Source organism: Pseudomonas sp. H3_C08, from assembly GCF_054669455.1.
This window is the reverse complement of sequence record NZ_CP162803.1, coordinates 2,686,269-2,710,134: the sequence shown is the minus strand read 5'-3', so window position 1 is coordinate 2,710,134 and position 23,866 is coordinate 2,686,269. Positions and strand designations below refer to the sequence as shown.

General features: G+C 60.6%; 23 protein-coding genes. 9 read left to right on the top strand and 14 right to left on the bottom strand.

Annotation, left to right across the window (positions count from 1 at the left end):
* The first annotated feature begins 31 nt into the window (after positions 1 to 31).
* Complete coding sequence (locus AB4N74_RS12370) at positions 32 to 973, top strand: DHH family phosphoesterase (RefSeq protein WP_460101134.1); 942 nt, start codon at positions 32 to 34, stop codon at positions 971 to 973.
* Here the strand turns inward: AB4N74_RS12370 and AB4N74_RS12365 are convergent.
* Both AB4N74_RS12365 and AB4N74_RS12360 read right to left on the bottom strand, forming a co-directional pair.
* A complete protein-coding gene (locus AB4N74_RS12365) occupies positions 943 to 1,809 on the bottom strand; it encodes a CAP domain-containing protein (protein ID WP_460100468.1) in 867 nt (288 codons plus the stop codon). The two genes, AB4N74_RS12370 and AB4N74_RS12365, sit on opposite strands and share 31 nt — an antisense overlap.
* Before the next feature lie 274 nt (positions 1,810 to 2,083).
* Positions 2,084 to 2,854, bottom strand: coding sequence for an alpha/beta hydrolase (locus AB4N74_RS12360; RefSeq protein WP_460100466.1), 771 nt, complete (start codon positions 2,852 to 2,854; stop codon positions 2,084 to 2,086).
* A 112-nt stretch (positions 2,855 to 2,966) separates the two neighbouring features.
* Here AB4N74_RS12360 and AB4N74_RS12355 point away from each other — a divergent pair, with 112 nt between their 5' ends.
* Positions 2,967 to 3,914, top strand: a complete 948-nt coding sequence (locus AB4N74_RS12355) for an aldo/keto reductase (protein WP_460100463.1) — start codon at positions 2,967 to 2,969, stop codon at positions 3,912 to 3,914.
* A gap of 19 nt (positions 3,915 to 3,933) precedes the next feature.
* Here AB4N74_RS12355 and AB4N74_RS12350 read toward each other — a convergent pair whose 3' ends face one another.
* Entirely contained in the window at positions 3,934 to 4,827 is an 894-nt protein-coding gene (locus tag AB4N74_RS12350; RefSeq protein ID WP_460091317.1) for a LysR family transcriptional regulator, read from the bottom strand.
* A 97-nt stretch (positions 4,828 to 4,924) separates the two neighbouring features.
* Here AB4N74_RS12350 and AB4N74_RS12345 point away from each other — a divergent pair, with 97 nt between their 5' ends.
* Positions 4,925 to 5,401 (top strand): (R)-mandelonitrile lyase, encoded by a 477-nt coding sequence (locus AB4N74_RS12345; RefSeq protein ID WP_320337646.1) that lies wholly within the window; start codon positions 4,925 to 4,927, stop codon positions 5,399 to 5,401.
* A gap of 249 nt (positions 5,402 to 5,650) precedes the next feature.
* Here the strand turns inward: AB4N74_RS12345 and paoC are convergent, their stop codons facing one another.
* From paoC to AB4N74_RS12325, 4 genes are all read right to left on the bottom strand, one after another.
* Complete coding sequence (paoC, locus tag AB4N74_RS12340) at positions 5,651 to 7,849, bottom strand: aldehyde oxidoreductase molybdenum-binding subunit PaoC (protein WP_427120659.1); 2,199 nt, start codon at positions 7,847 to 7,849, stop codon at positions 5,651 to 5,653.
* On the bottom strand, positions 7,846 to 8,802 hold the full coding sequence (locus AB4N74_RS12335) for an FAD binding domain-containing protein (RefSeq protein ID WP_460100459.1): 957 nt from the start codon (positions 8,800 to 8,802) through the stop codon (positions 7,846 to 7,848). Before AB4N74_RS12335 ends, paoC begins: the two co-directional genes overlap by 4 nt.
* On the bottom strand, positions 8,799 to 9,422 hold the full coding sequence (paoA, locus tag AB4N74_RS12330) for an aldehyde dehydrogenase iron-sulfur subunit PaoA (RefSeq protein ID WP_460100456.1): 624 nt from the start codon (positions 9,420 to 9,422) through the stop codon (positions 8,799 to 8,801). The genes AB4N74_RS12335 and paoA overlap by 4 nt, the downstream gene beginning before the upstream one ends.
* A gap of 288 nt (positions 9,423 to 9,710) precedes the next feature.
* Positions 9,711 to 11,465 (bottom strand): L-lactate permease, encoded by a 1,755-nt coding sequence (locus AB4N74_RS12325; RefSeq protein ID WP_257355441.1) that lies wholly within the window; start codon positions 11,463 to 11,465, stop codon positions 9,711 to 9,713.
* A 243-nt stretch (positions 11,466 to 11,708) separates the two neighbouring features.
* Between AB4N74_RS12325 and AB4N74_RS12320 the strand changes: the two genes are divergently transcribed.
* Positions 11,709 to 11,912 (top strand): hypothetical protein, encoded by a 204-nt coding sequence (locus AB4N74_RS12320; RefSeq protein WP_007918829.1) that lies wholly within the window; start codon positions 11,709 to 11,711, stop codon positions 11,910 to 11,912.
* A 56-nt stretch (positions 11,913 to 11,968) separates the two neighbouring features.
* Here the strand turns inward: AB4N74_RS12320 and AB4N74_RS12315 are convergent, their stop codons facing one another.
* Positions 11,969 to 12,244, bottom strand: coding sequence for a hypothetical protein (locus AB4N74_RS12315; protein ID WP_095047967.1), 276 nt, complete (start codon positions 12,242 to 12,244; stop codon positions 11,969 to 11,971).
* Between the two features lie 288 nt (positions 12,245 to 12,532).
* Between AB4N74_RS12315 and AB4N74_RS12310 the strand changes: the two genes are divergently transcribed.
* Complete coding sequence (locus tag AB4N74_RS12310) at positions 12,533 to 13,615, top strand: hypothetical protein (RefSeq protein ID WP_099756558.1); 1,083 nt, start codon at positions 12,533 to 12,535, stop codon at positions 13,613 to 13,615.
* Positions 13,616 to 13,617: 2 nt separating this feature from the next.
* Positions 13,618 to 13,971 carry a DUF1428 domain-containing protein gene (locus AB4N74_RS12305; protein ID WP_093440829.1) on the top strand — a complete coding sequence of 118 codons (354 nt, stop codon included), beginning with the start codon at positions 13,618 to 13,620 and terminating at the stop codon, positions 13,969 to 13,971.
* Between the two features lie 116 nt (positions 13,972 to 14,087).
* Here the strand turns inward: AB4N74_RS12305 and AB4N74_RS12300 are convergent, their stop codons facing one another.
* Positions 14,088 to 14,279, bottom strand: coding sequence for a hypothetical protein (locus tag AB4N74_RS12300; RefSeq protein ID WP_093440824.1), 192 nt, complete (start codon positions 14,277 to 14,279; stop codon positions 14,088 to 14,090).
* A 107-nt stretch (positions 14,280 to 14,386) separates the two neighbouring features.
* Between AB4N74_RS12300 and thpR the strand changes: the two genes are divergently transcribed.
* Positions 14,387 to 14,908, top strand: a complete 522-nt coding sequence (gene thpR / locus AB4N74_RS12295; RefSeq protein WP_116254945.1) for an RNA 2',3'-cyclic phosphodiesterase — start codon at positions 14,387 to 14,389, stop codon at positions 14,906 to 14,908.
* 250 nt (positions 14,909 to 15,158) lie between these two features.
* Here the strand turns inward: thpR and AB4N74_RS12290 are convergent, their stop codons facing one another.
* From AB4N74_RS12290 to AB4N74_RS12270, 5 genes are all read right to left on the bottom strand, one after another.
* The gene (locus AB4N74_RS12290; RefSeq protein ID WP_034155530.1) at positions 15,159 to 16,256 is read right to left on the bottom strand and encodes a polyamine ABC transporter substrate-binding protein; all 1,098 of its coding nucleotides are present in this window, start codon (positions 16,254 to 16,256) and stop codon (positions 15,159 to 15,161) included.
* Positions 16,257 to 16,355: 99 nt separating this feature from the next.
* Positions 16,356 to 17,231 carry an ABC transporter permease subunit gene (locus tag AB4N74_RS12285; RefSeq protein WP_038365610.1) on the bottom strand — a complete coding sequence of 292 codons (876 nt, stop codon included), beginning with the start codon at positions 17,229 to 17,231 and terminating at the stop codon, positions 16,356 to 16,358.
* Positions 17,228 to 18,142 (bottom strand): ABC transporter permease subunit, encoded by a 915-nt coding sequence (locus AB4N74_RS12280; RefSeq protein WP_034155532.1) that lies wholly within the window; start codon positions 18,140 to 18,142, stop codon positions 17,228 to 17,230. The genes AB4N74_RS12285 and AB4N74_RS12280 overlap by 4 nt, the downstream gene beginning before the upstream one ends.
* Positions 18,139 to 19,281, bottom strand: a complete 1,143-nt coding sequence (locus AB4N74_RS12275; protein WP_007919249.1) for an ABC transporter ATP-binding protein — start codon at positions 19,279 to 19,281, stop codon at positions 18,139 to 18,141. Before AB4N74_RS12275 ends, AB4N74_RS12280 begins: the two co-directional genes overlap by 4 nt.
* 363 nt (positions 19,282 to 19,644) lie before the next feature.
* Positions 19,645 to 20,406, bottom strand: a complete 762-nt coding sequence (locus AB4N74_RS12270) for a gamma-glutamyl-gamma-aminobutyrate hydrolase family protein (RefSeq protein ID WP_093440805.1) — start codon at positions 20,404 to 20,406, stop codon at positions 19,645 to 19,647.
* Positions 20,407 to 20,688: 282 nt separating this feature from the next.
* Here AB4N74_RS12270 and AB4N74_RS12265 point away from each other — a divergent pair, with 282 nt between their 5' ends.
* Together AB4N74_RS12265 and AB4N74_RS12260 are read left to right on the top strand one after the other, a co-directional pair.
* Positions 20,689 to 22,065, top strand: a complete 1,377-nt coding sequence (locus AB4N74_RS12265) for a glutamine synthetase family protein (RefSeq protein ID WP_093440801.1) — start codon at positions 20,689 to 20,691, stop codon at positions 22,063 to 22,065.
* Between the two features lie 267 nt (positions 22,066 to 22,332).
* Positions 22,333 to 23,823: an aldehyde dehydrogenase gene (locus AB4N74_RS12260; RefSeq protein WP_093440797.1), complete on the top strand. Its 1,491-nt coding sequence runs from the start codon at positions 22,333 to 22,335 to the stop codon at positions 23,821 to 23,823.
* Positions 23,824 to 23,866 lie beyond the last annotated feature (43 nt).

Here is a 23,866-nt window from a genome sequence, read left to right as displayed (position 1 = left end):
ACGTCACAAACCTGTGCGATGTTGCCGGCCCCTGAAAATCATCACCTCCGGCGCGTCCTATCTGGACATTGACGCCTACGCCTGCTGCATTGCCTATGCCGAATTGCTCAACCTGCAAGGCATTCCCGCCCGCGCCGTCAGCAGCGCACCTGCCAACGCCAGCGTTTCGCCAAGCGTGCTCGGCTGGGGCGCGGCGTTTCACGACTACCAGCCGACATCGGACGATGAGTTTGTCTTGGTCGATGTCTCGGACTATCACCATTTCGACCCGTTGGTGGTGCTTGAACGGGTGGTGGAGGTCATCGACCATCATCCAGGCTACGAAAACTATTGGCAGCAGAAGCTTGGATCTGCTGCCGATATCCGCCCGATCGGCGCCGCAGCGACTCAGGTTTTTCAGCGCTGGCAGGCGGCCGGTGTGCTGCCGCAGATCAGCGTGCAAAGTGCCGCTTTGCTGACCACCGCGATTCTCGACAACACGCAGAATTTCACCGGGCAGATGACCACGCCAGCGGACATCGAGGCTTACGTCGACCTCGCTTCACGGGCAAAACTGCCGGCAGACTGGCCTCGGCAATATTTTCTCGAGTGCCAGGCCAGCATCGAATCGAACCTTGCCGCTGCATTGGCAGCCGACTCGAAACGGATGAAACCCGAGAGCAACCTGCCATGCTTTTTCGCGCAAATGACTGTTTGGGATGCCGATGCCTTGCTGCAAAAACACCTGCCGCTGATCAGGCGCTGGATGGCAGAGCAGGGCGATGACTGGCTGCTGAATGTGATCAGTATCCGCGACCGCGAAAGCTGCTTTCTGGCGCCAGCCGAGGTCAGCCAGCAAAAGCTCAATCGCTTGTTGCCACTCGACTGGCAGGGCGGATTGGCCGTGCGCGCACCCTCAATGCTGCGCAAGGAACTGTTGAAATTGGCACTGGACGCTGGCAGTCACTGCGCACCAAACACCATCGTCCAGTAAACCCCTTCATCACTGCGCGCTTCACTGGCAAACCCGGCACCGACCTGGGTAAACATCGGGTTCATCAGGTTGGCGCAGTGCCCGGGGCTGGCCAGCCATCCGGCCATGGCTTTGCCCGGTGAACTCTGTCCGGCGGCGATGTTTTCACCGATTTGCCGACCGCGATATCCGGCTGCACGGGCGCGATCGGCAGGCAGGTCGCCGTCCGGATCGCGGTGGGCGAAGTAGTTGCCGTAAGCCATGGCTTTGCTGTGCCCCTGCGCGGCGGCGCCCAGTGCTGCGTTCCAACTCAACGGCCGGGCGGCGGCGAAGCGCTGGCGTCCGCACATCCGTGGCCGGGCGCGCGCGGCGTTTACCTCAGCGAGCAAGGCCTTGCCGACGCTGCGGTTATCGCCAACGCGGCTGTCGAGCACCGGTTGCGCCAACACCACTTGCCATTCATTGCGTGAGCGACTGATGCCGATGTCGGCGTAGCTCGCATCCAGCAGCGCGGCGCAGTGTTCGTCTTGCAGCAAGTCGAAGGCCTCTTCGGCGTCCTCGGCCCCGATCACGCGAATACTGCGTACCGCAACGGCGGAGTAGCCGGACGACTTCAGCGCTTCACGCATGCCGCCGGCGTAGCGATAACCGATCGGCAAGGCCAGGTTCGACTTCAGCGCCAACGGCGCCAGGCGTTGTGCCGGGCGTCGATCGCAGCGCTGCGGATGGGCACGATAGTCGTTGATGGCGGCCACCAGTTGCCGCTCGGCACCGGCATGGGCGGCTGCAGCGAACAGCGGCGAAAGGATCAGCAGGCACAGCGAAACGAAGCGAGACGAACGAACGGCGTGGCGCATGAGACGGGCAGCTCTGAAGAGGGACAGCGCAAAAGTTGAGTGAGCCGCAGAAAGCGGCGCGAGTAGGACTGGGCTTTTTCGACTTGGTTCAAGGGGCGGTGAAGGCTTTACGGCGAAGCGACGAACAGTGGAATCAAACAGAGCGCTATGTTGCGCCGGATGACGCTATCGCGAGCAGGCTCACTCCTACATTTGGAATGCGTTCCCCTGTAGGAGTGAGCCTGCTCGCGATGGCGTCACTGAAAACAATACAAAAGACACAGGCAGACCACTATCACCGATTCAACACATCCTTCATCCACTGCAAATACTGCGCACGATCCGAGATCGAGTTATGCCCCGAATCCGGCACCACCCGGAGCATCGCCACGCCTTGCGGGAAACTTTCCAGCAAACGCTGGGTGCTGGCGCGAGGGATCACCTCGTCGTCACTGGCCGCCAGCAGCAACGTCGGCACGCGGATATGCGCGGCGTACTTGCCGGATTCAAATCGGTCCTTGAGCAACCACTGCACCGGCACCCACGGATACTGGCGCGCCGCGATTTCTTCGAGGCTGTTGTAAGGCGTCACCAGAATCAGCTGTTGCACCGGCCGTTGACTGGCCAGACGCACGGCGACGCCGGAACCGAGGCTGCGCCCGACCACGGCCACCTGCGGATGACTGGCGTAGACCTGATCGAACAGCGCCAGCGCATCCTCAGCAATCGCCGACGCCGACGGTGAACCGCCGCTGCCACCGAAACCGCGGTAGTTGAGCAAATACACTGCGTAATCGGGAAACGCCTCGGCAAACTCCGGCAGATTGCGCGACACGTCCTCGGCATTGCCGCCGAAATAGATCAGCGCCCGTGGCCCGACGCGCTCGCGGGTGATCACTGAAACCCGCGCGTCCGGCATCGACAGGATCAGTTGTGAGTCGCTGCCGCTGACGGCATTGGGCTGCGGAAAATAGATCAGCGAGCGCTGAAAAAAGAACAGCGCCGCGCACAGCACCAGGTACACGGCAACGATCAATGCGACGAGTGGCATCAGGGTTCGGGACATTCGGCTACTTTTAACGGTGTGTGAAGGATCGCTGTCGCAGTGTAGTTCAGCCCTGCCACCGGGCCGCTCGCACACACAACAGGCAACAGATCCACGCAGCAGGGGAACCAGCATGAGCCACACTGAGGGTTACTCCCGTCGCCAATTGCTCACGCTGGCTGCCGGGGTTTCGGCGGTCTTCACCTTTGATCGGGCGCTGGCCACAACCACCACGTCCGCGACTACCGGAGGCCAAACCATGCAGACCCGTGCCATCCCGTCCAGTGCCGAGTCGCTGCCCATCGTGGGCCTGGGCACCTATCGCGGCTTTGACGTCGCGCCCGGTGACCCGGCCTATCGGCAATTGCCGGCGGTGCTCGATGAGCTGTTCAAAAAGGGCGGCACGCTGATCGACAGTTCACCGATGTATGGCCGCGCCGAACAGACCACCGGCGAACTGCTATCGATCCACGAACCGCGTTCGCCAGCGTTTCTGGCGACCAAGGTGTGGACGCGCGGGCGCAAGGAAGGCATCGCGCAGATGGAACAGTCGTTCAGCCTGCTACGCACCGAGCGCATCGATCTGATGCAGATCCACAACCTGCTCGACTGGCAAACCCACCTGCCGACCCTGCGTGAATGGAAAGCGCAGGGGCGCATCCGTTACATCGGCATCACCCATTACACGCCCTCGGCCTATGAGGAAGTCGAATCGGTGTTGAAGGCCGAACAACTGGACTTTCTGCAAATCAATTACGCCCTCGATGACCGAGGCGTGGAGAAACGTATTTTGCCTTTGTGCCGCGAGCGCGGCGTCGCGGTGATCTGTAATCGACCGTTCGGTGGCGGGGGACTGCTGGCCCGGCTCAAAGGCAAACCGCTGCCGGGCTGGGTGTCGGATGTGCAGGTCAACAGCTGGGCACAATTGGCGTTGAAGTTTCTGCTCTCGCATTCGGCGGTGACTTGCGTGATCCCGGGCACGGGCAATCCGCGCTATATGGCCGATAACGCCAAGGCCGGGTTCGGGCCGATGCTCACCGATGCGCAACGGCATCAGTTGATTGCGTTAGCAGCGGGATAATCGATCTCGTAGACGGCGCTTAACCGCGATAGCGCAACGCCTCCAGCAACAATGCAAACGCCGGCGCCGCCTGACGTCGGCTCGGGTAGTAGAGGTGATAACCGGCAAACGTCGGGCACCACTCGTCCAGCACTTGCAGTAAACGGCCGTCGGCCAGATACGGCGCGACGATGTTCTCCGGGATGTAGCTCAGGCCAAAACCGTCCAGCGCAGCGTCGAGCAACGGGTAGACGCCGTTCAGAGTGATCTGCCCGGAGACCCGCACTTTCAGGCTTTCGCCATCCTTCTCGAACTCCCAACTGTACAACCCGCCGTTGGTGGGCAGGCGCAGGTTGTTGCAGGCGTGGTCGGTCAGGTCGCGGGGTGTTTGCGGCGGGGGCCGTTTGGCGAAATAGGCGGGTGAACCGACCACCGCCATGCGCATGTCGGGGCCGATGCGGGTGGCGATCATGCCTTGCGCGACGTCTTCACCCAGGCGCACGCCAGCGTCGAAACCCTGGCCGGCGATGTCGACGAAACCATAATCGCAGCAGACCTCGATGGATATGTCCGGGTACTGCGGCAGAAAATCCTTGAGCACCGGGCGCAGCAACCAGTTCAGCGAGTGATCGGTGGCGCTGATGCGGATCTTCCCCGCCGGGGTGTCGCGCAGGTTGCTCAGCGCCGCCAGTTCCAGTTCGATTTCTTCGAAGCGCGGGCCGATGGTTTGCAGGAGGTGTTCGCCGGCTTCGGTGGGCGAGACGCTGCGAGTCGTGCGGGTCAGCAAGCGCAGGCCTAAACGCGCTTCAAGCGCGCGAATCGTGTGACTGAGCGCCGATTGCGAAACGCCGAGTTTGGCCGCCGCTTTGGTGAAACTGCGCTCGCGGGCGACGGCGAGGAAGGCGAGCAGGTCGGTGGCATTTTCACGCAGCATTGATGAGTGTCCTGCATAAGTTTTTTAGAATTCTAATCGATTATCTGAAGAGTTGGTGCCGTTAGAGTGGTGGCACTGTTTATTTGGAGACATTGCCATGAACCCGATTGCCGCTTCTGCATTGACCCTTTCCCTGTTGGCGGGTGAGGTGCAGGCCAATGAAACGCCACGAGTGACCGTCACCCCGAATGGTTCGCAACCTTCGGCCAAGGGCCCGGCAGATTGGTTCACTGGCACTGTGCGGGTGGATGCGCCGTTCAAAGGCTCCGACGCGGCGCGGATCAGTGGCGCGACAGTGACGTTTGAGCCGGGCGCGCGTACCGCTTGGCATACGCATCCGTTGGGGCAGACATTGATCGTCACGGCCGGTTCCGGGTTTGTGCAGGAGTGGGGGCAGTCGGTTCGTGAGATTCGTCCAGGGGATACGGTGTGGATTGCGCCTGGGGCCAAGCATTGGCACGGGGCGGCGCCTGGCACGGCGATGACTCATATTGCTATTGCTGAGGTGCTGGACGGCAAGGTGGTTGAGTGGATGGAACAGGTGAGTGATGAGCAGTATCCGTCAACCGAGTGAGGCTTTTCCCTCACCCCAGCCCTCTCCCGAAGGGAGAGGGGGCCGACCGAGGTGTCTGGCGTCATACATCGACCTGAGAGACCGAGTCGATTATGGATTTACAGGAAAACGCTATCCATCGATCTGAAAGTGCTGTGTCAATTATGGATTCACAACAGGACGTTCAAGTCGGCGCAGCTCCCGAACATCCCCGGATCGGTCCCCTCTCCCTTTGGGAGAGGGCTAGGGTGAGGGGCTCTTTTCAGGCGTTTAGATCATCTCCGGCAGTGAAGAAAGGATTTTATCGAGGGTAATCGGATACTCCCGTACTCTCGCCCCCGTAGCGTTGTAGATCGCATTCGCCACCGCCGCACTGACCCCGCAAATCCCCAACTCACCGACACCCTTGGCCTTCATCGGCGAAGACACTGGATCAGTCTCATCAAGAAAAATCACCTCCTGATGCGGAATGTCGGCATGCACCGGCACCTCGTACCCGGCCAGATCATGGTTGACGAAAAACCCAAGTTTCTTGTCCACCGCCAACTCTTCCATCAACGCGGCACCGACGCCCATGGTCATTGCGCCGATCACCTGACTGCGTGCCGAAGTCGGATTGAGAATCCGTCCCGCCGCGCATACCGCGAGCATGCGCCGCACGCGTACTTCACCGGTGGCCGCGTCGACGGCGACTTCGACGAAATGTGCGCCGAAGGTCGACTGCTGATACTTCTCGGCCAGATCACCGAACTCGATGCTGTCCTCGCCGACCAGCGCGCCGCCTTCAGCCGCGTTGCGCAACGGTACGCTCTTGTTGCCGAGCCGCACCTGACCGTCGACAAACTCCGCCTGATCCGCCGCCATGCCCAGCTTGCCCGCCACCGCTTCACGCAGTTTTACGCACGCGGCAAAGACCCCGGAGGTCGAGCAGTTACCGCCGAACTGGCCGCCGGAGCCGGCCGACACGGGGAAGTTCGAGTCACCCAGCCGCACCACCACCGCGTCGAGGCTTACGCCCATCATCTCGGCGGCAGTCTGCGCGATGATCGTATAGCTGCCGGTGCCGATATCGGTCATGTCGGTTTCCACAACAATCTTGCCGTCACGCTCCAAATGCACGCGGGCGCCGGACTTGACCAGCAGGTTGTTGCGAAACGCCGCCGCCACGCCCATGCCGATCAGCCAGCGACCTTCACGACGGCTGCCCGGTTGAGCCTTGCGCTGGTTCCAGCCGAATTTCTCGGCGCCCGTCTGCAGGCACTTGATCAATTGCCGCTGGGAAAACGGCCGTTCGGTCTTCACCGGATCGACCTGCGTATCGTTGAGAATGCGGAATTGCACCGGGTCCATCTTCAGTTGCTCGGCCATCTCGTCCATGGCGATTTCCAGCACCATCAACCCCGGTGCTTCACCCGGCGCACGCATGGCGTTGCCTTCGGGCAAATCGAGCGGCGCGAGGCGCATGCTCACGCGACGGTTTTCGGCGGCGTACAGCAACTGGCTCGGTTGTGCGGCGAGCTCGACCTTGCCGTCGGCGAGGTTGCCCGACCAGCCCTCGTGGGCGATGGCGGTGAGCTTGCCGTCCGCCGTGGCGCCCATGCGGATGCGCTGAATTGTCGCCGGACGGTGCGTGGTGTTGTTGGCCATCTGCGGGCGGGCGAGGGCGACTTTCACCGGTCTGCCGGCCATGCGCGCACCGAGGGCGGCAAGAATCGCGTCGGCGCGGATGAACAGCTTGCCGCCGAAACCGCCACCGATATACGGCGAGACCAAACGAACTTTTTCCTTCGGTAAACCGAGGGTTTTCGCAATGTCGCCGACACTCCAGGCGACCATCTGGTTGGAGGTCCACAAGGTCAGTTGATCGCCTTTCCACGCTGCCAATGTCGCGTGGGGTTCCATCATCGCGTGGGACTGGTCCGGGGTGGTGTAAGTCTGATCGAACTGTACCGGCGCGGCGGCAAAGGCCTTGTCGAAGTCACCATGATTGACGTCGGGCAACTCGTCTTTCGGCTCGACGCCCAAGTCTTTCACGCTGGCCAGATCGAACTTGCCTTCGACGGCTTCGTAATCGACCTTGACCCGTTGCGCGGCGGCGCGGGCTTGTTCGAAAGTCTCAGCGACGACCAGCGCGACGGCCTGCTGATAATGCTGAACTTCGGGACCGGCGAGCAGGTGGGCGGCGTTGTATTGACCCTTGTCGAGCTTGCCGGCATTCGCGGCGGTGACAATCGCCAGCACGCCCGGCGCGGCTTTCGCCGCGTCCAGATGAATGGCTTTGATCCGCCCTTTGGCGATGGCCGCATCGACCATGACACCGTAAGCCTGATTGGCGGCCGCTTCATGTTGCTCGTAGGCATACGTGGCCTGGCCGCTGGTTTTCAACGGGCCTTCGATGCGCTCGGTGGGTTGGCCGATGACCTTCAACTGGTCGATCGGGTTGGTGGTGGCGGGCGTGTCGAATTTCATGCCTCATCCCTCGCTTGCGCCAACACCGAGCCGAGCGTGCGCTCGACCAGGGTCAGTTTGAATTGGTTGTCGTGGGTCGGCGTGGCGCCGTCGAGCAGGCGTTCGCTGACGGCTTTGGCGCCTTTTGGCAGCAGCGCTTCGGCCTCTTCAATTCGCCACGGTTTCGGCGCGATACCGCCGACCGCAACGCGACCGCTGCCGTCTTTTTGCAGGATCAGGCCGACCGAGACCAGCGCGAATGCGTAGGACGAACGATCACGCACCTTGTGATAAATGTGGGTGCCGCCGACGGGCGCGGGCAGTGTCACCGAGGTGATGAACTCGCCGGGCGTCAGGCTGGTTTCGATGTTCGGCGTGGTACCGGGCAACTGGTGAAAGTCGGCCATGGCGATGCTGCGGGTGCTGCCGTCGGGTTTCACCGTGTCAATCTGCGCATCGAGAGCACGCATGGCAATTGCCATGTCACTCGGGTGCGTGGCGATGCAGACGTCGCTGACGCCGATGATGCCCAGTTGCCGACTGACCCCGCCAATCGCCGCGCAGCCGCTGCCGGGATTGCGTTTGTTGCAAGCCTGATGGGTGTCGTAGAAATACGGGCAGCGCGTGCGTTGCAGCAGGTTGCCGGCGGTGCTCGCCATGTTGCGCAACTGTCCGGAAGCCCCGGCGAGCAAGGCGCGCGAGAGCAGGGCGTAGTCTTGCCGCACGCGCATATCGGCCGCCAGATCGGTGTTGCGCACCAGCGCGCCGATGCGCAAGCCGCCCTCGGGTGTGGCTTCGATCTGATCCAAGCCGAGGTGGTTGACGTCGATCAGGTGCAGCGGGGTTTCGATGTCGAGTTTCATCAAGTCCAGCAGGTTGGTGCCGCCAGCGATGAAGCGTGCGCCCTCGACCTGTGCGGCTTGCGCAGCGGCAGCGGCGGGGGAGTCGGCGCGGCTGTAATTGAACGGTCTCATGCCGGTACCTCCGCGACTTCGGTGATGGCTTCGATGATGTTCGAGTACGCACCGCAGCGGCAGATATTGCCGCTCATGCGTTCCTGAAACTCTCTGGCGATCAACTGCGGCGCCTCGGTGAGGCTCTCACTGACGTGGCTGGGGATGCCGTCGCGGATTTCCTTGATCACTGACACCGCCGAGCAGATCTGCCCTGGTGTGCAATAGCCGCACTGATAGCCGTCGTGCTTGATGAATGCGGCCTGCATCGGGTGCAGATTGTCCGGCATGCCGAGGCCTTCGATGGTGGTGATCTCGCTGCCTTCGTGCATCACCGCCAGGGTCAGGCAAGAGTTGACGCGTCGACCATCGGCGATCACCGTGCAGGCGCCGCACTGGCCGTGGTCGCAGCCTTTTTTGGTGCCGCTCAGGTGCAGGTGCTCGCGCAAGGCATCGAGCAGGGTGGTGCGGGTGTCGACGTCAAGCGCACGCGGCTTGCCGTTGACGTTGATCGTCACTTTGCTCATGGCCGGTTGCTCCAGATTGGCCGCGTAGGCCTTGAGGCTGATAAACGGCGGCATCGCGAACGCGGTGGCGGTCACGGCGCCGAGGATCAGAAATCCGCGTCGGGAAATCGTCATGGTTCGATTCCTTTTCTCTCTTCATCAGGGCAGCAGGGTCGTGAATGGCCCAAGCGGGCAGCCAGCGTCATCGCCGGTCTCGTAAAGGAGTGACTGCCGAAGAGAGGAAAAGGTTTTTGCGGATTTGCGCTATAGAGTTATGCGCACAGCTCATCAATCTTCTGCCTTACATACATCCCTGTGGGAGCGAGCTTGCTCGCGAAGAGGCCGGCACATTCAACCTCTTCATCGACTGAACGGACGCCTTCGCGAGCAAGCTCGCTCCCACAGGGGAATGGGTCTACTTGGCTAATGCGAGCCAACCACCATATGCGTAAACGGCGCCACATACGCCTGCAACGTCACCAGTCCGCCGACCAGAATCGCCAGCACAATCGAGTGGAAGAACACGTAGCGCAAAATCTCGCCCTCATGCCCGTACCAGCGGGTCGCGGTGGAGGCGACCACGATCGATTGCGCATCGACCATTTTGCCCATCACCCCGCCGGAGCTGTTCGCCGCCGCCATCAGGATCGGACTGATCCCGAGCTGTTCCGACGTCACCCGCTGCAAGCCGCCAAACAGTACGTTCGATGCGGTATCGGAACCTGTCAGCGCGACGCCCAGCCAACCGAGCAACGTGCCGAACATCGGATAGAAAATCCCCGTCGCGGCAAACGCCAGGCCCATGGTCGCGTCGAGTCCCGAGTAGCGCGTGAGAAACCCGAGCGCCAGCATCGCTGCAATGGTGATCAACGAAAACCGCACCACCCACAACGTGCGCAGGTATTGCTTGATCAGTTGCGGGATCGAATAGCCCATCAGCAAACCACCGACAATCGCCGCCAGCAGAATCCCGCTGCCGGTGGCGGTGAACCAAGTGAATTTGTACACCGCTTCTTCCGCTTTCGGTGCCGCGACCACCGGCGGCACTTTTTCGATTTGCAGGTGCAAAGTGGTAAAAGTCACGGCCGGGGCGAAGACCGGGTTGGCTTCGCGCAGCGGCTTGCCCTGCGGGTCGAGCTTGGCCGAGTGGGTTACCGGATCAATGGCGGGGCGGGTGTCGAACATATTCTTGAAGCCCTGAGTACCCCAGGCAAACACGAACACGGTGAGGATGATCCACGGCATCCACGCGCGCATCACCGCCGGGCGCGCCTGATCGCTGAACGCGGCGCTGGCAGTGACTTTTTCTTCCTCGACTTTGGAGTTGTCGACCCGCCCTGACAGCGCTGCCGAAGTGTGAATGGTCGCCGGTTTCCATACCTTCAAAAACAGCGTCAGACAGGCCATGGAAATCAGCGCGGCGATCACGTCCACCAACATTGGGCCGTGGTAGTTCGACACCAGAAATTGCGGGATCGCGAAGCTGACACCGGCCACCAGAATCGCCGGCCAGATCTCCAGCATCTTGCGCCACCCGGCGAAGGCCCAGATCAACCAGAACGGCACCAGCACCGAGAAAAACGGCAACTGCCGACCAACCATCATCGACAGTTCCATTTCATCCAGCCCGGTAACTTTGGCCAGCGTGATGATCGGCGTACCGAGTGCGCCGAATGCCACCGGCGCGGTGTTGGCGATCAGCGCCAGACCCGACGCGGCCAACGGCGAAAACCCCAGCCCGATCAGAATCGCCCCGGTCACCGCTACCGGCGTGCCGAACCCCGCCGCACCTTCGAAAAACGCACCGAAGCAGAACGCGATCAGCAGCAACTGCAAACGGCGGTCATCGGTGATTCGCGCAAGGGAATCCTGCAGCACTTTGAACGAGCCGTTCTCGGTGGTCAGGCGATGCAGAAAGATGATGTTGAGGACGATCCAGCCGATTGGCAGCAAGCCATTCGCGGCACCGAACAACGCCGCAGAACCGGCCATGCTCGCCGGCATGCCGAAGGCAAAAATCGAAATCAGCAGGGCGGACGCCAGCGCCAGCAGCGCCGCGAGATGCGCCTTGACGTGGAAGAACGCCAGCGCCGCAAGCATCACCACCACCGGTACGGCGGCCATGAGCGTGGAGATCACCGGGTTGCCGAACGGGTCGTAAATTTGCTGCCAGACCATGGTCCACCTCTGCTTGTTGTTATTGAGGGCGCAGATCCATTGCGTGGGGCTTGGTTGCAAGGAGTATAGGTGGCATTTCGCCGCTGCTCGGGCAGCGCGGGCGGGGCGACAAACGGTCGATAGTGGCCAGTGAATCAACGGCGTTTTGCCCGGTCGTATCTGCGGCTGCGCGCACCGCGTCCTGAAGGCGCGGGCAGCGTCGCCGATTCCGTCGTCAAGACCTTGGTTTTAGGGAAGTGTTGAATGAAGCGCGCAACAACGATGCTGCTGACCGTGACCGCCGCCGTATTGCTCGGCGGCTGTGTCGCGGATTTTGATGATGACCACCGCCATGGCCGGCATTACGACCGCGACCATGGCCGCAATTACGACCATGACCGGCGCTGGGATGACCGCGATGACCGCCGCGATGGGCGTCGTTACTACCGTGATCGGGATGATGATTGATTGAACAAAAAGAGGGCGTTCCCCAAAAAGGAACGCCCTCTGTCATTAGCCCTCAATTAAAAGTGAGCGCTCGCCCGGACGCTGGATCGCGCAGGCACGGAGGCCTCGATGTCCAGCAAATGGGTGGCGAGAATGTCGCTCAGAAAACGGAACTGATCGTTGATGCCGACCACTTCATTGTTGAAATGATTGGTGGCGGCGGGCATCAGCAGATCTTCGAAATCTTCGTTGAACACCAGTGCCTGCGCCTTGTGCGACACGGCGTGCTGGTCGTAATAGTTGCTGCCGAACACCGGGAAACTCACGGAGAGTGTGACGTGGGTGTGAATCATGTTGTGAACTCCTCGTTGTGTTTCGGATGGCTTAATCGTGCCTTTGACGGGCGGCGGGCGGAAGGCAATCGTGGCGATGGTGAATATCGATGGCAGTGATGGTTCGGGTTTTTGGGGTGTTGCTGTTGGCCTTATCGCGAGCAGGCTCACTCCTACATTTGAAATGCATTCCCCTGTAGGAGTGAGCCTGCTCGCGATGGCGCCAGACCAGCCAAAACCGGACAAACGGCCCTGCACCCACACCTATACTCAAATCTGACTCCTCCTTATTGAAAGGAAACCTCAACCGTGAACTCGCGTGCGCTGCTCGTCGCCGCACTGTTGTTGCTGGCCGGCTGCGCCACTTCGGCGCGGGCGCCGGTGTCAGCGCCGCAAGCCGTGTTCGTCTCGCCGCAGACCTGGCAGCAGATCGACCGCGAAATCGTCAGCGCTTCGCAGCAAGCCACCGAGCAAGTCAAAGTCTTTGCCCGTGGCTCGATGGAACATTGGCGTACTCGCGTCTATCAGCAAACTGAAGAAAATTTCATTCCGTGGTTCAGCAGCTACTGGACCCAGGAATGGCTGTCGATGAAAGTCAGTTGGTACACGATCAATGCCGGCGGTGAGCAGGACGCCTCGGCCAAGCGGCTGGCGGCGTATCTGCTTGAGCAATATCAGGAAAGGGTGCTGGCGCCGGTGGCGGTGGAGATCGATCCGGATGCAATTCTGGGGCAGGCGACGGCGTTCTATGCGCAGTTGATGGCGCAACAGATGCCGCTCATCGCCCAGCGTCATGGTGTGCCTGTCGCTCAGCTCAACGGGCGTTTGCAGAAAATCCCCGCCATTGCACTGGGCCCGCCGCCAGCGCGGGATGCTTCGTTGTTTCAAGTGATCAGCACGGAACCGTTGAACACCTTGCCGGCCTATGCCGCGTTGATCGACAAGATCCACACTGACGGCGGCGCCAAGGGCATTGCCTCGACCGATGCCGGCATGGCCCCGGTGGCCAAGCGCGCCAGTCAGCGGATGGAAGCGGAAATGGCGCCGCGCGGGGCCGCCAGTGCTGTAGCGGCTGCGGCGGGGAAACTGGCTGGAGGGCTGATCTCGGTCGGTGTCGCCGGCATTCGCGCCATCCTCCAGGCCAATGACCGGCCCGACAGCGAAGCGCTGATTCGCAGCAGTCTGGGCAGCACCTTTGACAAGGCCTGGCTGAAACTGGTGCAGAACCCGACGACCGGGGTTATGGCCGGCACGTTGCACGTGGCCGGGCAGGTCGAGCGCAATCTGGGTGGGGGTGATGAACCGTCGGTCGGCTTGGGCGTGAATCCTGTCGAATGGCAGCCGCCGCAATCGACTAACCAGCAGATCGAACCCAACGTGCAAGGAGAGTGATCATGGCTTACATCGATATTTTTGTAGCGCCGGTGCCAACCGCCAATCGTGAGCAGTACAAAAAACACTGTGAAATCGCCGCGAAGCTGTTCAAGGAATACGGTGCACAGGATGTGATGCAGTGCTGGGGCGATGACGTGCCGGAGGGCAAGGTCACGTCATTTCCGATGGCGGTCAAACTCAAGGAAGGCGAGACGGTTTCATCCGGCTGGCTGATCTGGCCCGACAAGGCCACTCGCGACGCTGGCATGGGCAAAATGATGGAAGATCCGCGCATGCAACCGGACGTCAACCCGATGGGGTTTGATGGCCAGCGGATGATCTTTGGTGGCTTTAAAAATATCCTCGAACCCTGAAACCAGCGTAAATCTTTTGTAGGAGTGAGCCTGCTCGCGATCGCGGTGGGTCTGTCAATGAAGCATTGAATGTGCGAACGCCATCGCGAGCAGGCTCACTCCTACAGGTATTGTGTTCACTCCGAGGGGGTGATTCTGCAGCTTTTACGGTTGCGGATCTGCTCGTCCGTCGGGCGTTCGCGGACGAATTCGAAGCGCGGCTCACCTTCGCTGTAATGCACCAGCCAGCCCCATTCCAGTTCACTTTCATCCTGCCCGGGATTGGGCGGGCGGGCCCACCACGGTTCTTTGCTGAGGATCGCGCGCATGGCGGCCTCCGGTTGATGGCAATCCTTGAACTATAGCTTCCTGTCACGAGTCGTCAGATCAGGCTGTGTAGAATCCGGCGGATCACTTTGAACAGGGGAGCAGGGCCATGACCGAAGAAGCGAAGCGACTGTTTTTCGCCCTCGATTGCCCGGCGGTGCAACGCAAGGCAATTGCTCAGTGGCGCGGGGAGTTGGGTTTACGCACCGGTAAGCCGGTGCCTGCGGACAATTTTCACCTGACGCTGCTGTTTATCGGCGCCGTGCCCTTGGCGCAGATCAACGAAGTCTGTGAGGCCGCCGGACAAGTGCGTACGCCGGGAGAGGCCTTGAGAATTCCGCTTGATCGACTGCAGGTCTGGCATCGCCCCGGGGTGTTGTCGCTCGCGCCCGAGCAGGCACCGCCGGCGTTGCTGCGCCTGGTCTACGCGCTGGAACAGGCGATGTTGCCGTTCGGTTTTGAAGAGACGCCCCGCGAGTTTCGTCCGCATCTGACCCTGGCCCGAGACTACCGTGCGCCAGAGCCGGAATCTGCTACGCCGCCAGAGTTTTTCCTGCGCGCTGAACGTTTTGCCTTGTTCGAATCGCACAAAGGGCGCTACCGGATCCTGCAGGACTGGTCGCTGATCTGAGGCACAAAAAAAGGCGCCCGAGGGCGCCTGAAATTCACCTTGACCGAGGAAGCCAGGTGAGGCCGTTCATTGCAGGGTGCAGCGGTGGTAAGGCGCTGCGTGAACGGGAAATCATAAATTTCTTCGAGTCAGCCACTGACCCTGTGGGAGCGAGCTTGCTCGCGAAGGCGTCGGCACATCCAACATCTTTAGCGGTTGTTCACCCGCTTTCGCGAGCAAGCTCGCTCCCACATTTGGATTTGTACTTGTCCTATTTACCGAGTTTCACCCGGGTCCAGCCACGGGTCATGATTCGCTGTGTGGCAATCGGCTGATCCGGCACCGCATACAACGTCGCCATCACCGCTTGCGACGGGTACGAACCCGGGTCGTTGCGGATCGCTTCATCCACCAATGGCGTGGCCGCCGCGTTGGCGTTGCTGTAGCCGTTGCTGTTGGTGATCTCTGCAATGATGTCCGGACGCATCAGGAAGTCCATGAACAGGTAGGCGTTCTCGACGTTCGCCGCATCGCGCGGGATCGCGACCATGTCGTAGAAGCTGCCGGCGCCTTCTTTGGGAATGCTGTAGTCGATCACCACGTTGTTGCCCGATTCCACCGCGCGGGCCTTGGCCTGCAGCACGTCGCCGGAGTAACCGACCGCCACGCAGATGTTGCCGTTGGCCAGATCAGAGATGTATTTCGAGGAGTGGAAGTACGCCACGTTCGGGCGGATCTTCATGAACAGCGCCTCGGCTTCCTTGATGTGCGCGGTGTCCTTGTCGTTCACCGGGTAGCCCAGGTAGTGCAGGGCGGCCGGGATCATTTCGGTCGGCGAATCGAGGAAACTAATGCCGCAGGCTTTGAGTTTTTCAGCGTTTTCCGGTTTGAACAGCAAGTCCCAGGAATTGGTCGGGGCGTTGGCGCCGAGCACTTCCTTGACCTTGGCCGGGTTGAAACCGATGCCGATCGAGCCCCACATGTACGGGAACGCGTGGGCGTTGTCCGGATCACTGGCGGCGGCGTTTTTCAGCAGCACCGGGTTGAGATTCTTCCAGTTCGGCAGCTTGGATTTATCCAGCGTCTGATAGACGCCGGCCTTGATCTGCTTGGCCAGGAAACTGTTCGACGGCACGACCAAGTCGTAGCCGGATTTGCCCGCCAACAAACGCGCCTCAAGGGTTTCGTTGCTGTCGAAGACGTCGTAGGTCACGCGGATACCGGTCTCGTCTTCGAACTTCTTGACCGTATCCGGCGCGATGTAATCGGACCAGTTGTAAACACGCAGCACCTTGTCGTTGGCCTGGGCGCCCATGACCATCGCGCCCATTAAGGACAGTGTCAGCAGAGTCCTGCCAAACATTTTCATCGGTACAACTCCATTCTTTTTATTCACGTTACGCAAAGCCCCCCCCACCCTAACCCTCTACCAGGGGGAGAGGGGACTGACCGAGGGGCTGACTACAGGTTAAGCGGTTGCTGCGGATTGCTGAGGCTGCCACGACTCGTTTGCGGTCTGATCCATCGCTTCCTGAATCGCTCGTTTGCGATTGGCTTCTGCCTTGCGGCCGAAGTACCAGACCAGGAAGGTCACCAGCGACACCGCCAGCAGAATCAGGCTGGCCACGGCGTTGATCTCAGGCTTGACGCCCAGACGCACCGCCGAGAACACTTCCATCGGCAGGGTCGTCGAACCCGGCCCGGAAACGAAGCTTGCCAACACCAGGTCATCCAGCGACAGAGCGAACGACATCATCCCGCCCGCCGCCAGCGACGGCGCGATCATTGGAATGGTGATCAGGAAAAACACCTTGAACGGTTTCGCGCCGAGATCCATCGCGGCTTCTTCGATCGACAGATCCAGCTCGCGGAGGCGGGCGGAGACTACCACCGCGACATAAGCGGCACAAAACGTGGTGTGGGCGATCCAGATCGTGACGATGCCACGCTCCTGTGGCCAGCCGATCAACTGCGCCATGGCCACGAACAGCAGCAACAGCGACAGACCGGTGATCACTTCAGGCATCACCAACGGCGCGGTGACCAGACCACCGAACAGCGTGCGACCCTTGAAGCGCGTGACGCGGGTCAGCACGAAAGCGGCGAGGGTGCCCAACGCTACAGCGGCGATCGCGGTGTAGCAGGCGATTTCCAGCGAGCGCACCACTGAGCCCATCAGTTGCGTGTTGTCGAGCAAACCGACGTACCACTTCACCGACCAGCCGCCCCAGACTGTCACCAGTTTGGATGCGTTGAACGAGTAGATCACCAGAATCAGCATCGGCAGATAAATGAACATCAGGCCGAAGATCAACATGAACTTGGAAAAACCGAAGCGTTTCATCCCCGTGCCTCCATCTCTTTGGCCTGGCTGCGGTTGAACAGCAGAATCGGCACAATCAGGATCAACAGCATCACCACCGCCAAGGCAGACGCCACCGGCCAGTCGCGGTTATTGAAGAACTCTTGCCACAGCACGCGACCGATCATCAGGGTCTCCGGGCCACCCAACAGTTCCGGAATCACGAACTCACCGACCACCGGAATGAACACCAGCATGCAGCCGGCAATAATCCCGTTCTTGGCCAGCGGCACGGTGATTTTCCAGAAGTTGTTGAAGTTGCTCGAACCCAGGTCCTGCGCGGCTTCCAGCAGGCTGCCATCGTGCTTGACGAGGTTGGCGTACAGCGGCAACACCATGAACGGCAGGTAGGCGTAGACCACGCCGATATACACAGCCGTGTTGGTGTTGAGGATCTCGATCGGGTGATCGGTCAACCCCGTCCACATCAAAAACGCGTTGAGCAGACCGTTGTTGCTGAGGATGCCCATCCACGCATAAACGCGGATCAGAATCGCGGTCCAGGTCGGCATCATGATCAACAGCAGCAGGACGTTTTGCGTTTCCTTGCCGGTCTTGGTGATCGCGTAGGCCATCGGGAAACCGATCAGCAGGCACATCATCGTGCTCAGTGCCGCCACCTTCAGCGAACCGAGGTAGGCCGACAGGTACAGCTCGTCTTCGCCGAGCATGGTGTAGTTGCCGATGTTGAGCATCAGCTGGAATTTCTGTTCGGCGTAGGTGTAGATCTCCGAGTACGGCGGGATCGACAGCGCGGCTTCCGAGAAACTGATCTTCATCACCAGAAAGAACGGCAGCATGAAGAACAGGAACAGCCAGATGAACGGAATGCCGATCACCAGTTTTCGCCCGCTGGGCACCAGGCGCAGGAATTGCTGATTGAAGGTTCTCATGAGCGCAGTACCACGCCGCTGTCGTCTTCCCACCAGACGTAAACCTTGTCGTCCCAGGTCGGTCGCGCGCCACGGCGTTCGGCGTTGGCCATGAACGACTGGACGATTTTGCCGCCGGGCAATTCGACGTAGAACACCGAGTGACCGCCGAGGTAGGCGATGTCATGTACCTTGCCTTCGGACCAGTTGTAGCGGAATTCCGGTTGAGTGGTGCTGACGAGCATTTTTTCCGGACGGATCGCGTAGGTGACCGATTTGTCCTGCACCGAAGTGCTGACGCCGTGACCGACGTAGATCTTCTGCTGCAAGTCCGGGCTGTGGATGATCGCGTGACCTTCAAGGTCTTCCACCACGGTGCCATCGAAGGCGTTCACGTTACCGATGAACTCGCAGACCATGCGGCTGACCGGCGCTTCATAAATGTCGACCGGGCTGCCGATCTGGGCGATCCATCCGAGGTGCATGATCGCGATGCGCTCGGCCATGGTCATGGCCTCTTCCTGGTCGTGAGTCACCATCACGCAGGTTACGCCGACGCGTTCGATGATCTGCACCAGTTCCAGTTGCATCTGCGAACGCAGCTTTTTATCCAGCGCGCCCATCGGCTCGTCGAGCAGCAACAGCTTCGGACGCTTGGCCAGCGAGCGGGCGAGGGCGACGCGCTGACGCTGACCGCCGGACAACTGGTGCGGACGGCGTTTGGCGTATTGGGTCATGTGCACCAGACGCAGCATTTCATCGACACGGGCGTCGATTTCACTGGCCGGCAAACGGTCCTGCTTGAGGCCGAAGGCGATGTTCTGCGCGACGGTCATGTGTGGGAACAGCGCGTAGGACTGGAACATCATGTTGATCGGCCGCTCGTACGGCGGCATGTCGGTGATGTCCACGCCGTCGAGCAGAATCCGCCCTTCGGTCGGTCGCTCGAAACCGGCGAGCATGCGCAGCAGGGTCGATTTTCCCGAACCGGAGCCGCCGAGCAGGGCGAAGATTTCGCCCTGATGGATCTCCAGGGACACATCGTCCACTGCCACGGTTTCGTCGAACTTCTTGGTGACACGATCGACTTTCACCAGCACCTTTTTCGGTTGCTGATGACCTTCAAGTGCCTTCCTGTAAGTGCTGGAGGCGTTTGCCATGTGAAACTCCCAACAGGTTTCGTTCGCCTGGCCAATGTGGCCGGGCTTAAGTGGATTGCAAGCCTGCAGGTGCATTCCCGGTCGGATCACATCCCCCTGTGGGAGCGAGCTTGCTCGCGAAAACGTCGTGTCAGTCGACGTCGTTGTTGCCTGACACACCGCTTTCGCGAGCAAGCTCGCTCCCACAGGGTATTGCATTGATCTGAAGGTCTTGCTCCCGCCGTCCGGCTTGGTCGGCGCCGCCGTCCTGGCTGCCTGGGTCGTACTTGTTGTTATTACGGGTGTTGTTCACGAATGACGGATGCGCAAAGGCACACCCGACGTCCGTGGGGGCAGTAAATCGTTACGGATTCTTGTGTTGTGTCAGCGCTGGTTGCGCCGCGTCGCCCGTAGCCGGCAAGCCGCGCCGAAGGCCTGGAAAATCTTCAGGTAGTTCGGGTTGTCCAGTACTTGCCATTCCGGGTGCCATTGCACGCCGAGGGCGAAGGTCGGGCTGTGCTCGACCGAGATCGCTTCGATCAAGCCGTCCGGCGCCACCGCTTCGGCACGCAGGCCGGGCGCGAGACGATCGATGCCCTGGCTGTGAATCGAATTGACCTGGAACTCACCCGGCAACCCCAGTGCCTCGAACACGCCGCCGCTCAATACCGTCACCGCGTGAGCCGGTGCGTATTGCACGGCCACGTCAGGGCTGTCGGCTTCACGGTGATCGAGCATGCCCGGCAGCTCATGCACCTTCTGATGCAGGCTGCCGCCGAACGCCACGTTCATTTCCTGGAAACCCCGGCAGATGCCGAGCACTGGAACGCCCGCCGCGATGGCTGCACGCAATAAAGGAAGGGTGGTGGCATCCCGCGCCGGATCGTGATCCGTGCCGGGAGCGCTGGCCGGGCCTTGATAGTGGAAAGGTTCCACGTTCGAGGGCGAGCCGGTCAGCAGCAGACCGTCGAGTTGACCGAGCAGGTCTTCGATTTCAGTCAGGTTGCCAAGGGAAGGAATGACCACTGGCAACCCGTTAGCGCCAACGCTGACAGCACGTACGTACTTGTCGCCGCTGATGTGATAGGGGTGCAGGCCAATCTGTTTGACGCACGCAGTAACGCCGATCAATGGCTTGAATGCCATTTTTATTCACCTCGAAGTTTGACACTTGAACGAGCTTTTCCGGAGCTTAGCCTCGTTGATTTTAATTAACAACTGCCATGTAAAAAATTCTAAACGCGGTTCATCATATCTTCATGATTTCCGGGGCTGCGACCCCTGCATTGGCACGCAAGTGTTAAAAAAAGCCCGAAAAATAAACCCTGAGCGGCCATCTGTTCGCTATTGACTTCACTTTGCCGTTCGGGTTGACTGGCTCGGCGAAACAGCAGTGAACATAATAATTAACAGCTAAATAGGTGCATCATGTCGGTCCCTCTGCGTACCGTTCAACTCAACGAAGCAAACGCATTCCTTAAGAAATATCCTGAGGTTTTGTACGTCGACCTTCTGATTGCGGATATGAACGGTGTGGTGCGCGGCAAGCGCATCGAACGCACCAGTCTTCATAAGGTTTACGAGAAAGGTATCAACCTGCCGGCCTCGCTTTTCGCGCTCGACATCAATGGCTCCACGGTGGAAAGCACCGGCCTGGGTCTGGACATCGGCGACGCTGACCGTATTTGCTACCCGATCCCCGGCACCCTGAGCATCGAGCCGTGGCAGAAGCGCCCCACCGCACAACTCTTGATGACCATGCACGAGATCGAAGGCCAGCCGTTCTTCGCTGACCCGCGTGAAGTGCTGGCCAACGTCGTGCGCAAATTCGACGACCTCGGTCTGACCATCTGCGCGGCATTCGAACTCGAGTTCTACCTGATCGATCAGGACAACGTGAACGGCCGTCCGCAATCGCCACGTTCGCCGGTGTCCGGCAAGCGTCCGGTGTCGACTCAGGTGTACCTGATCGACGACCTCGACGAATACGTCGATTGCCTGCAAGACATCCTCGAAGGCGCGAAAGAGCAGGGCATCCCGGCTGACGCGATCGTCAAGGAAAGCGCCCCGGCGCAGTTCGAAGTCAACCTGCATCACGTCTCCGACCCGATCAAGGCGTGCGACTACGCCGTCCTGCTCAAGCGTCTGGTGAAGAACATCGCCTACGACCATGAGATGGACACCACCTTCATGGCCAAGCCGTATCCGGGCCAGGCGGGCAACGGTCTGCACGTGCACATTTCGATCCTGGACAAAGAAGGCAACAACATCTTCGCCAGCGAGGATCCCGAGCAGAACGCCGCACTGCGTCACGCGATCGGCGGTGTGCTGGAGACCCTGCCTGCGCAAATGGCGTTCCTCTGCCCGAACGTCAACTCGTACCGCCGCTTTGGCGCGCAATTCTACGTACCGAATTCGCCGAGCTGGGGCATCGACAACCGCACCGTTGCGGTCCGTGTGCCAACCGGGTCGGCCGATGCTGTGCGTATCGAGCATCGCGTCGCCGGTGCCGATGCCAACCCGTACTTGCTGATGGCGTCGGTGCTGGCCGGTGTTCACCACGGTCTGACCAATCAGATCGAGCCGGGCGCCCCGGTGGAAGGCAACAGCTACGAGCAAAACGAACAGAGCCTGCCGAACAACCTTCGCGACGCGCTGCGTGAGCTGGACGACAGCGAAGTCATGGCCCGCTACATCGACCCGATGTACATCGACGTGTTTGTCGCGTGTAAAGAGAGTGAGCTGGCCGAGTTTGAGAACTCGATTTCTGACCTTGAGTACAACTGGTATCTGCATACGGTCTGAGTGTTTGAGGGCCCCAAAGGCCAAAAGCCCCTCACCCTAACCCTCTCCCGGAGGGAGAGGGGACTGATCCGGGGATGCTCGGGCAATCCGCTGACCTGAACGATTTTTGCCGAATCCATATTCGACTCGGTCGTTCAGGTCGGTGCAGATCCCAAGACACTTCGGTCGGTCCCCTCTACCCCCGGGAGAGGGCTAGGGTGAGGGCAGCCATCTCAACCCAGACACAGCAACCCGACACCCCCAATCCCCCCTTGTCGAGCCACAACAATGACAACGACCCGCAACGACTGGGAACAACGCTTCCAGTCCCTGACCATCGAAGCCCGCGCGTTCATCAACGGTGAATACCGCCCGGCCATCAGTGGCGACACCTTCGAATGCCTGAGCCCCGTCGACGGCCGTTTCCTCGCCTCCGTGGCCAGCACCGATGAAGCCGACGCCAACCTCGCCGTTGAAGTTGCGCGCCAGTCTTTTGAGTCCGGCGTGTGGGCGAAAAAGGCCCCGGCCGAGCGCAAGCGCATTCTGATTCGCTTCGCCGATCTGATCCTGCAGAACCAGGAAGAACTGGCGCTGCTGGAAACCCTCGACATGGGTAAACCGATCAGCGATTCGATGAACATCGACATCCCGGCGACCGCCAACGCGATCCGCTGGAGTGCCGAAGCCATCGACAAGATCTACGACGAAGTTGCTGCCACCCCGCACGATCAACTCGGTCTGGTCACCCGTGAACCCTCCGGCGTGGTTGCGGCCATCGTGCCGTGGAACTTCCCGTTGATCATGGCCAGCTGGAAATTCGCGCCGGCCCTGGCAGCAGGCAACTCGTTCATTCTCAAACCTTCGGAAAAGTCGCCACTGACCGCGATCCGCATCGCCCAGCTCGCGCTGGATGCCGGCATTCCGAAAGGCGTGTTCAACGTCTTGCCAGGCTTCGGCCACACCGTCGGCAAGGCGTTGGCGTTGCACATGGACGTCGACGTGCTGGCCTTCACCGGCTCCACGGCGATTGCCAAGCAACTGATGATTTATGCCGGGCAAAGCAACATGAAACGCGTCTGGCTCGAAGCCGGGGGCAAGAGCCCGAACGTGGTGTTTGCCGACGCCCCGGACTTGCGCGCGGCAGCACAAGCCGCGGCCGGCGCCATTGCCTTCAACCAGGGCGAAGTGTGCACCGCCGGTTCGCGTCTGCTGGTCGAGCGCTCGATTCGCGAGCAATTCATTCCGCTGTTGGTGGAAGCGCTGCAAGCGTGGAAACCCGGTCATTCACTGGATCCGGCGACCACCGTCGGCGCCGTGGTCGATCAGCGTCAACTCGATAACGTGCTGCGCTACATCAGCATCGGTCGCGAGCAGGGCGCCGAACTGATCGCCGGCGGCCAACGCACCCTCGAAGAAACCGGCGGCCTCTATGTGCAACCGGCGCTCTTCGACGGCGTGACCAACGCGATGACCATCGCCCAGGAAGAAATCTTTGGCCCAGTGCTGTCGCTGATCACCTTCGACACCGCCGAAGAAGCGCTGCAGATCGCCAACGACAGCATCTTCGGCCTCGCCGCTGGCGTGTGGACCAGCAACCTCAGCAAGGCGCACACCTTCGCTCGTGGTCTGCGTGCCGGCAGCGTCTGGGTCAACCAGTACGACGGTGGCGACATGACCGCACCGTTCGGTGGTTTCAAGCAGTCGGGCAACGGTCGCGATAAATCGCTGCACGCGTTCGACAAGTACACCGAGCTGAAAGCGACCTGGATCAAGCTCTGACTCTATTACAGCGGTGGTCGCCTTCTATTGGCGGCCCTCGGAG

What these genes read in the sequence shown, in the direction of transcription:
- AB4N74_RS12315 (WP_095047967.1), bottom strand. Translation starts at nt 12,244, where the DNA reads ATGATTCACACCCACGTCACACTCTCCGTGAGTTTCCCGGTGTTCGGC.
- AB4N74_RS12260 (WP_093440797.1), top strand. Translation starts at nt 22,333, where the DNA reads ATGACAACGACCCGCAACGACTGGGAACAACGCTTCCAGTCCCTGACC.
- AB4N74_RS12280 (WP_034155532.1), bottom strand. Translation starts at nt 18,142, where the DNA reads ATGAGAACCTTCAATCAGCAATTCCTGCGCCTGGTGCCCAGCGGGCGA.
- AB4N74_RS12270 (WP_093440805.1), bottom strand. Translation starts at nt 20,406, where the DNA reads ATGGCATTCAAGCCATTGATCGGCGTTACTGCGTGCGTCAAACAGATT.
- paoC (WP_427120659.1), bottom strand. Translation starts at nt 7,849, where the DNA reads ATGAAATTCGACACGCCCGCCACCACCAACCCGATCGACCAGTTGAAG.
- AB4N74_RS12290 (WP_034155530.1), bottom strand. Translation starts at nt 16,256, where the DNA reads ATGAAAATGTTTGGCAGGACTCTGCTGACACTGTCCTTAATGGGCGCG.
- AB4N74_RS12320 (WP_007918829.1), top strand. Translation starts at nt 11,709, where the DNA reads ATGAAGCGCGCAACAACGATGCTGCTGACCGTGACCGCCGCCGTATTG.
- paoA (WP_460100456.1), bottom strand. Translation starts at nt 9,422, where the DNA reads ATGACGATTTCCCGACGCGGATTTCTGATCCTCGGCGCCGTGACCGCC.
- AB4N74_RS12300 (WP_093440824.1), bottom strand. Translation starts at nt 14,279, where the DNA reads ATGCGCGCGATCCTCAGCAAAGAACCGTGGTGGGCCCGCCCGCCCAAT.
- AB4N74_RS12360 (WP_460100466.1), bottom strand. Translation starts at nt 2,854, where the DNA reads ATGTCCCGAACCCTGATGCCACTCGTCGCATTGATCGTTGCCGTGTAC.
- AB4N74_RS12335 (WP_460100459.1), bottom strand. Translation starts at nt 8,802, where the DNA reads ATGAGACCGTTCAATTACAGCCGCGCCGACTCCCCCGCCGCTGCCGCT.
- AB4N74_RS12350 (WP_460091317.1), bottom strand. Translation starts at nt 4,827, where the DNA reads ATGCTGCGTGAAAATGCCACCGACCTGCTCGCCTTCCTCGCCGTCGCC.
- AB4N74_RS12305 (WP_093440829.1), top strand. Translation starts at nt 13,618, where the DNA reads ATGGCTTACATCGATATTTTTGTAGCGCCGGTGCCAACCGCCAATCGT.
- AB4N74_RS12285 (WP_038365610.1), bottom strand. Translation starts at nt 17,231, where the DNA reads ATGAAACGCTTCGGTTTTTCCAAGTTCATGTTGATCTTCGGCCTGATG.
- AB4N74_RS12365 (WP_460100468.1), bottom strand. Translation starts at nt 1,809, where the DNA reads ATGCGCCACGCCGTTCGTTCGTCTCGCTTCGTTTCGCTGTGCCTGCTG.
- AB4N74_RS12275 (WP_007919249.1), bottom strand. Translation starts at nt 19,281, where the DNA reads ATGGCAAACGCCTCCAGCACTTACAGGAAGGCACTTGAAGGTCATCAG.
- thpR (WP_116254945.1), top strand. Translation starts at nt 14,387, where the DNA reads ATGACCGAAGAAGCGAAGCGACTGTTTTTCGCCCTCGATTGCCCGGCG.
- AB4N74_RS12345 (WP_320337646.1), top strand. Translation starts at nt 4,925, where the DNA reads ATGAACCCGATTGCCGCTTCTGCATTGACCCTTTCCCTGTTGGCGGGT.
- AB4N74_RS12355 (WP_460100463.1), top strand. Translation starts at nt 2,967, where the DNA reads ATGAGCCACACTGAGGGTTACTCCCGTCGCCAATTGCTCACGCTGGCT.
- AB4N74_RS12325 (WP_257355441.1), bottom strand. Translation starts at nt 11,465, where the DNA reads ATGGTCTGGCAGCAAATTTACGACCCGTTCGGCAACCCGGTGATCTCC.
- AB4N74_RS12265 (WP_093440801.1), top strand. Translation starts at nt 20,689, where the DNA reads ATGTCGGTCCCTCTGCGTACCGTTCAACTCAACGAAGCAAACGCATTC.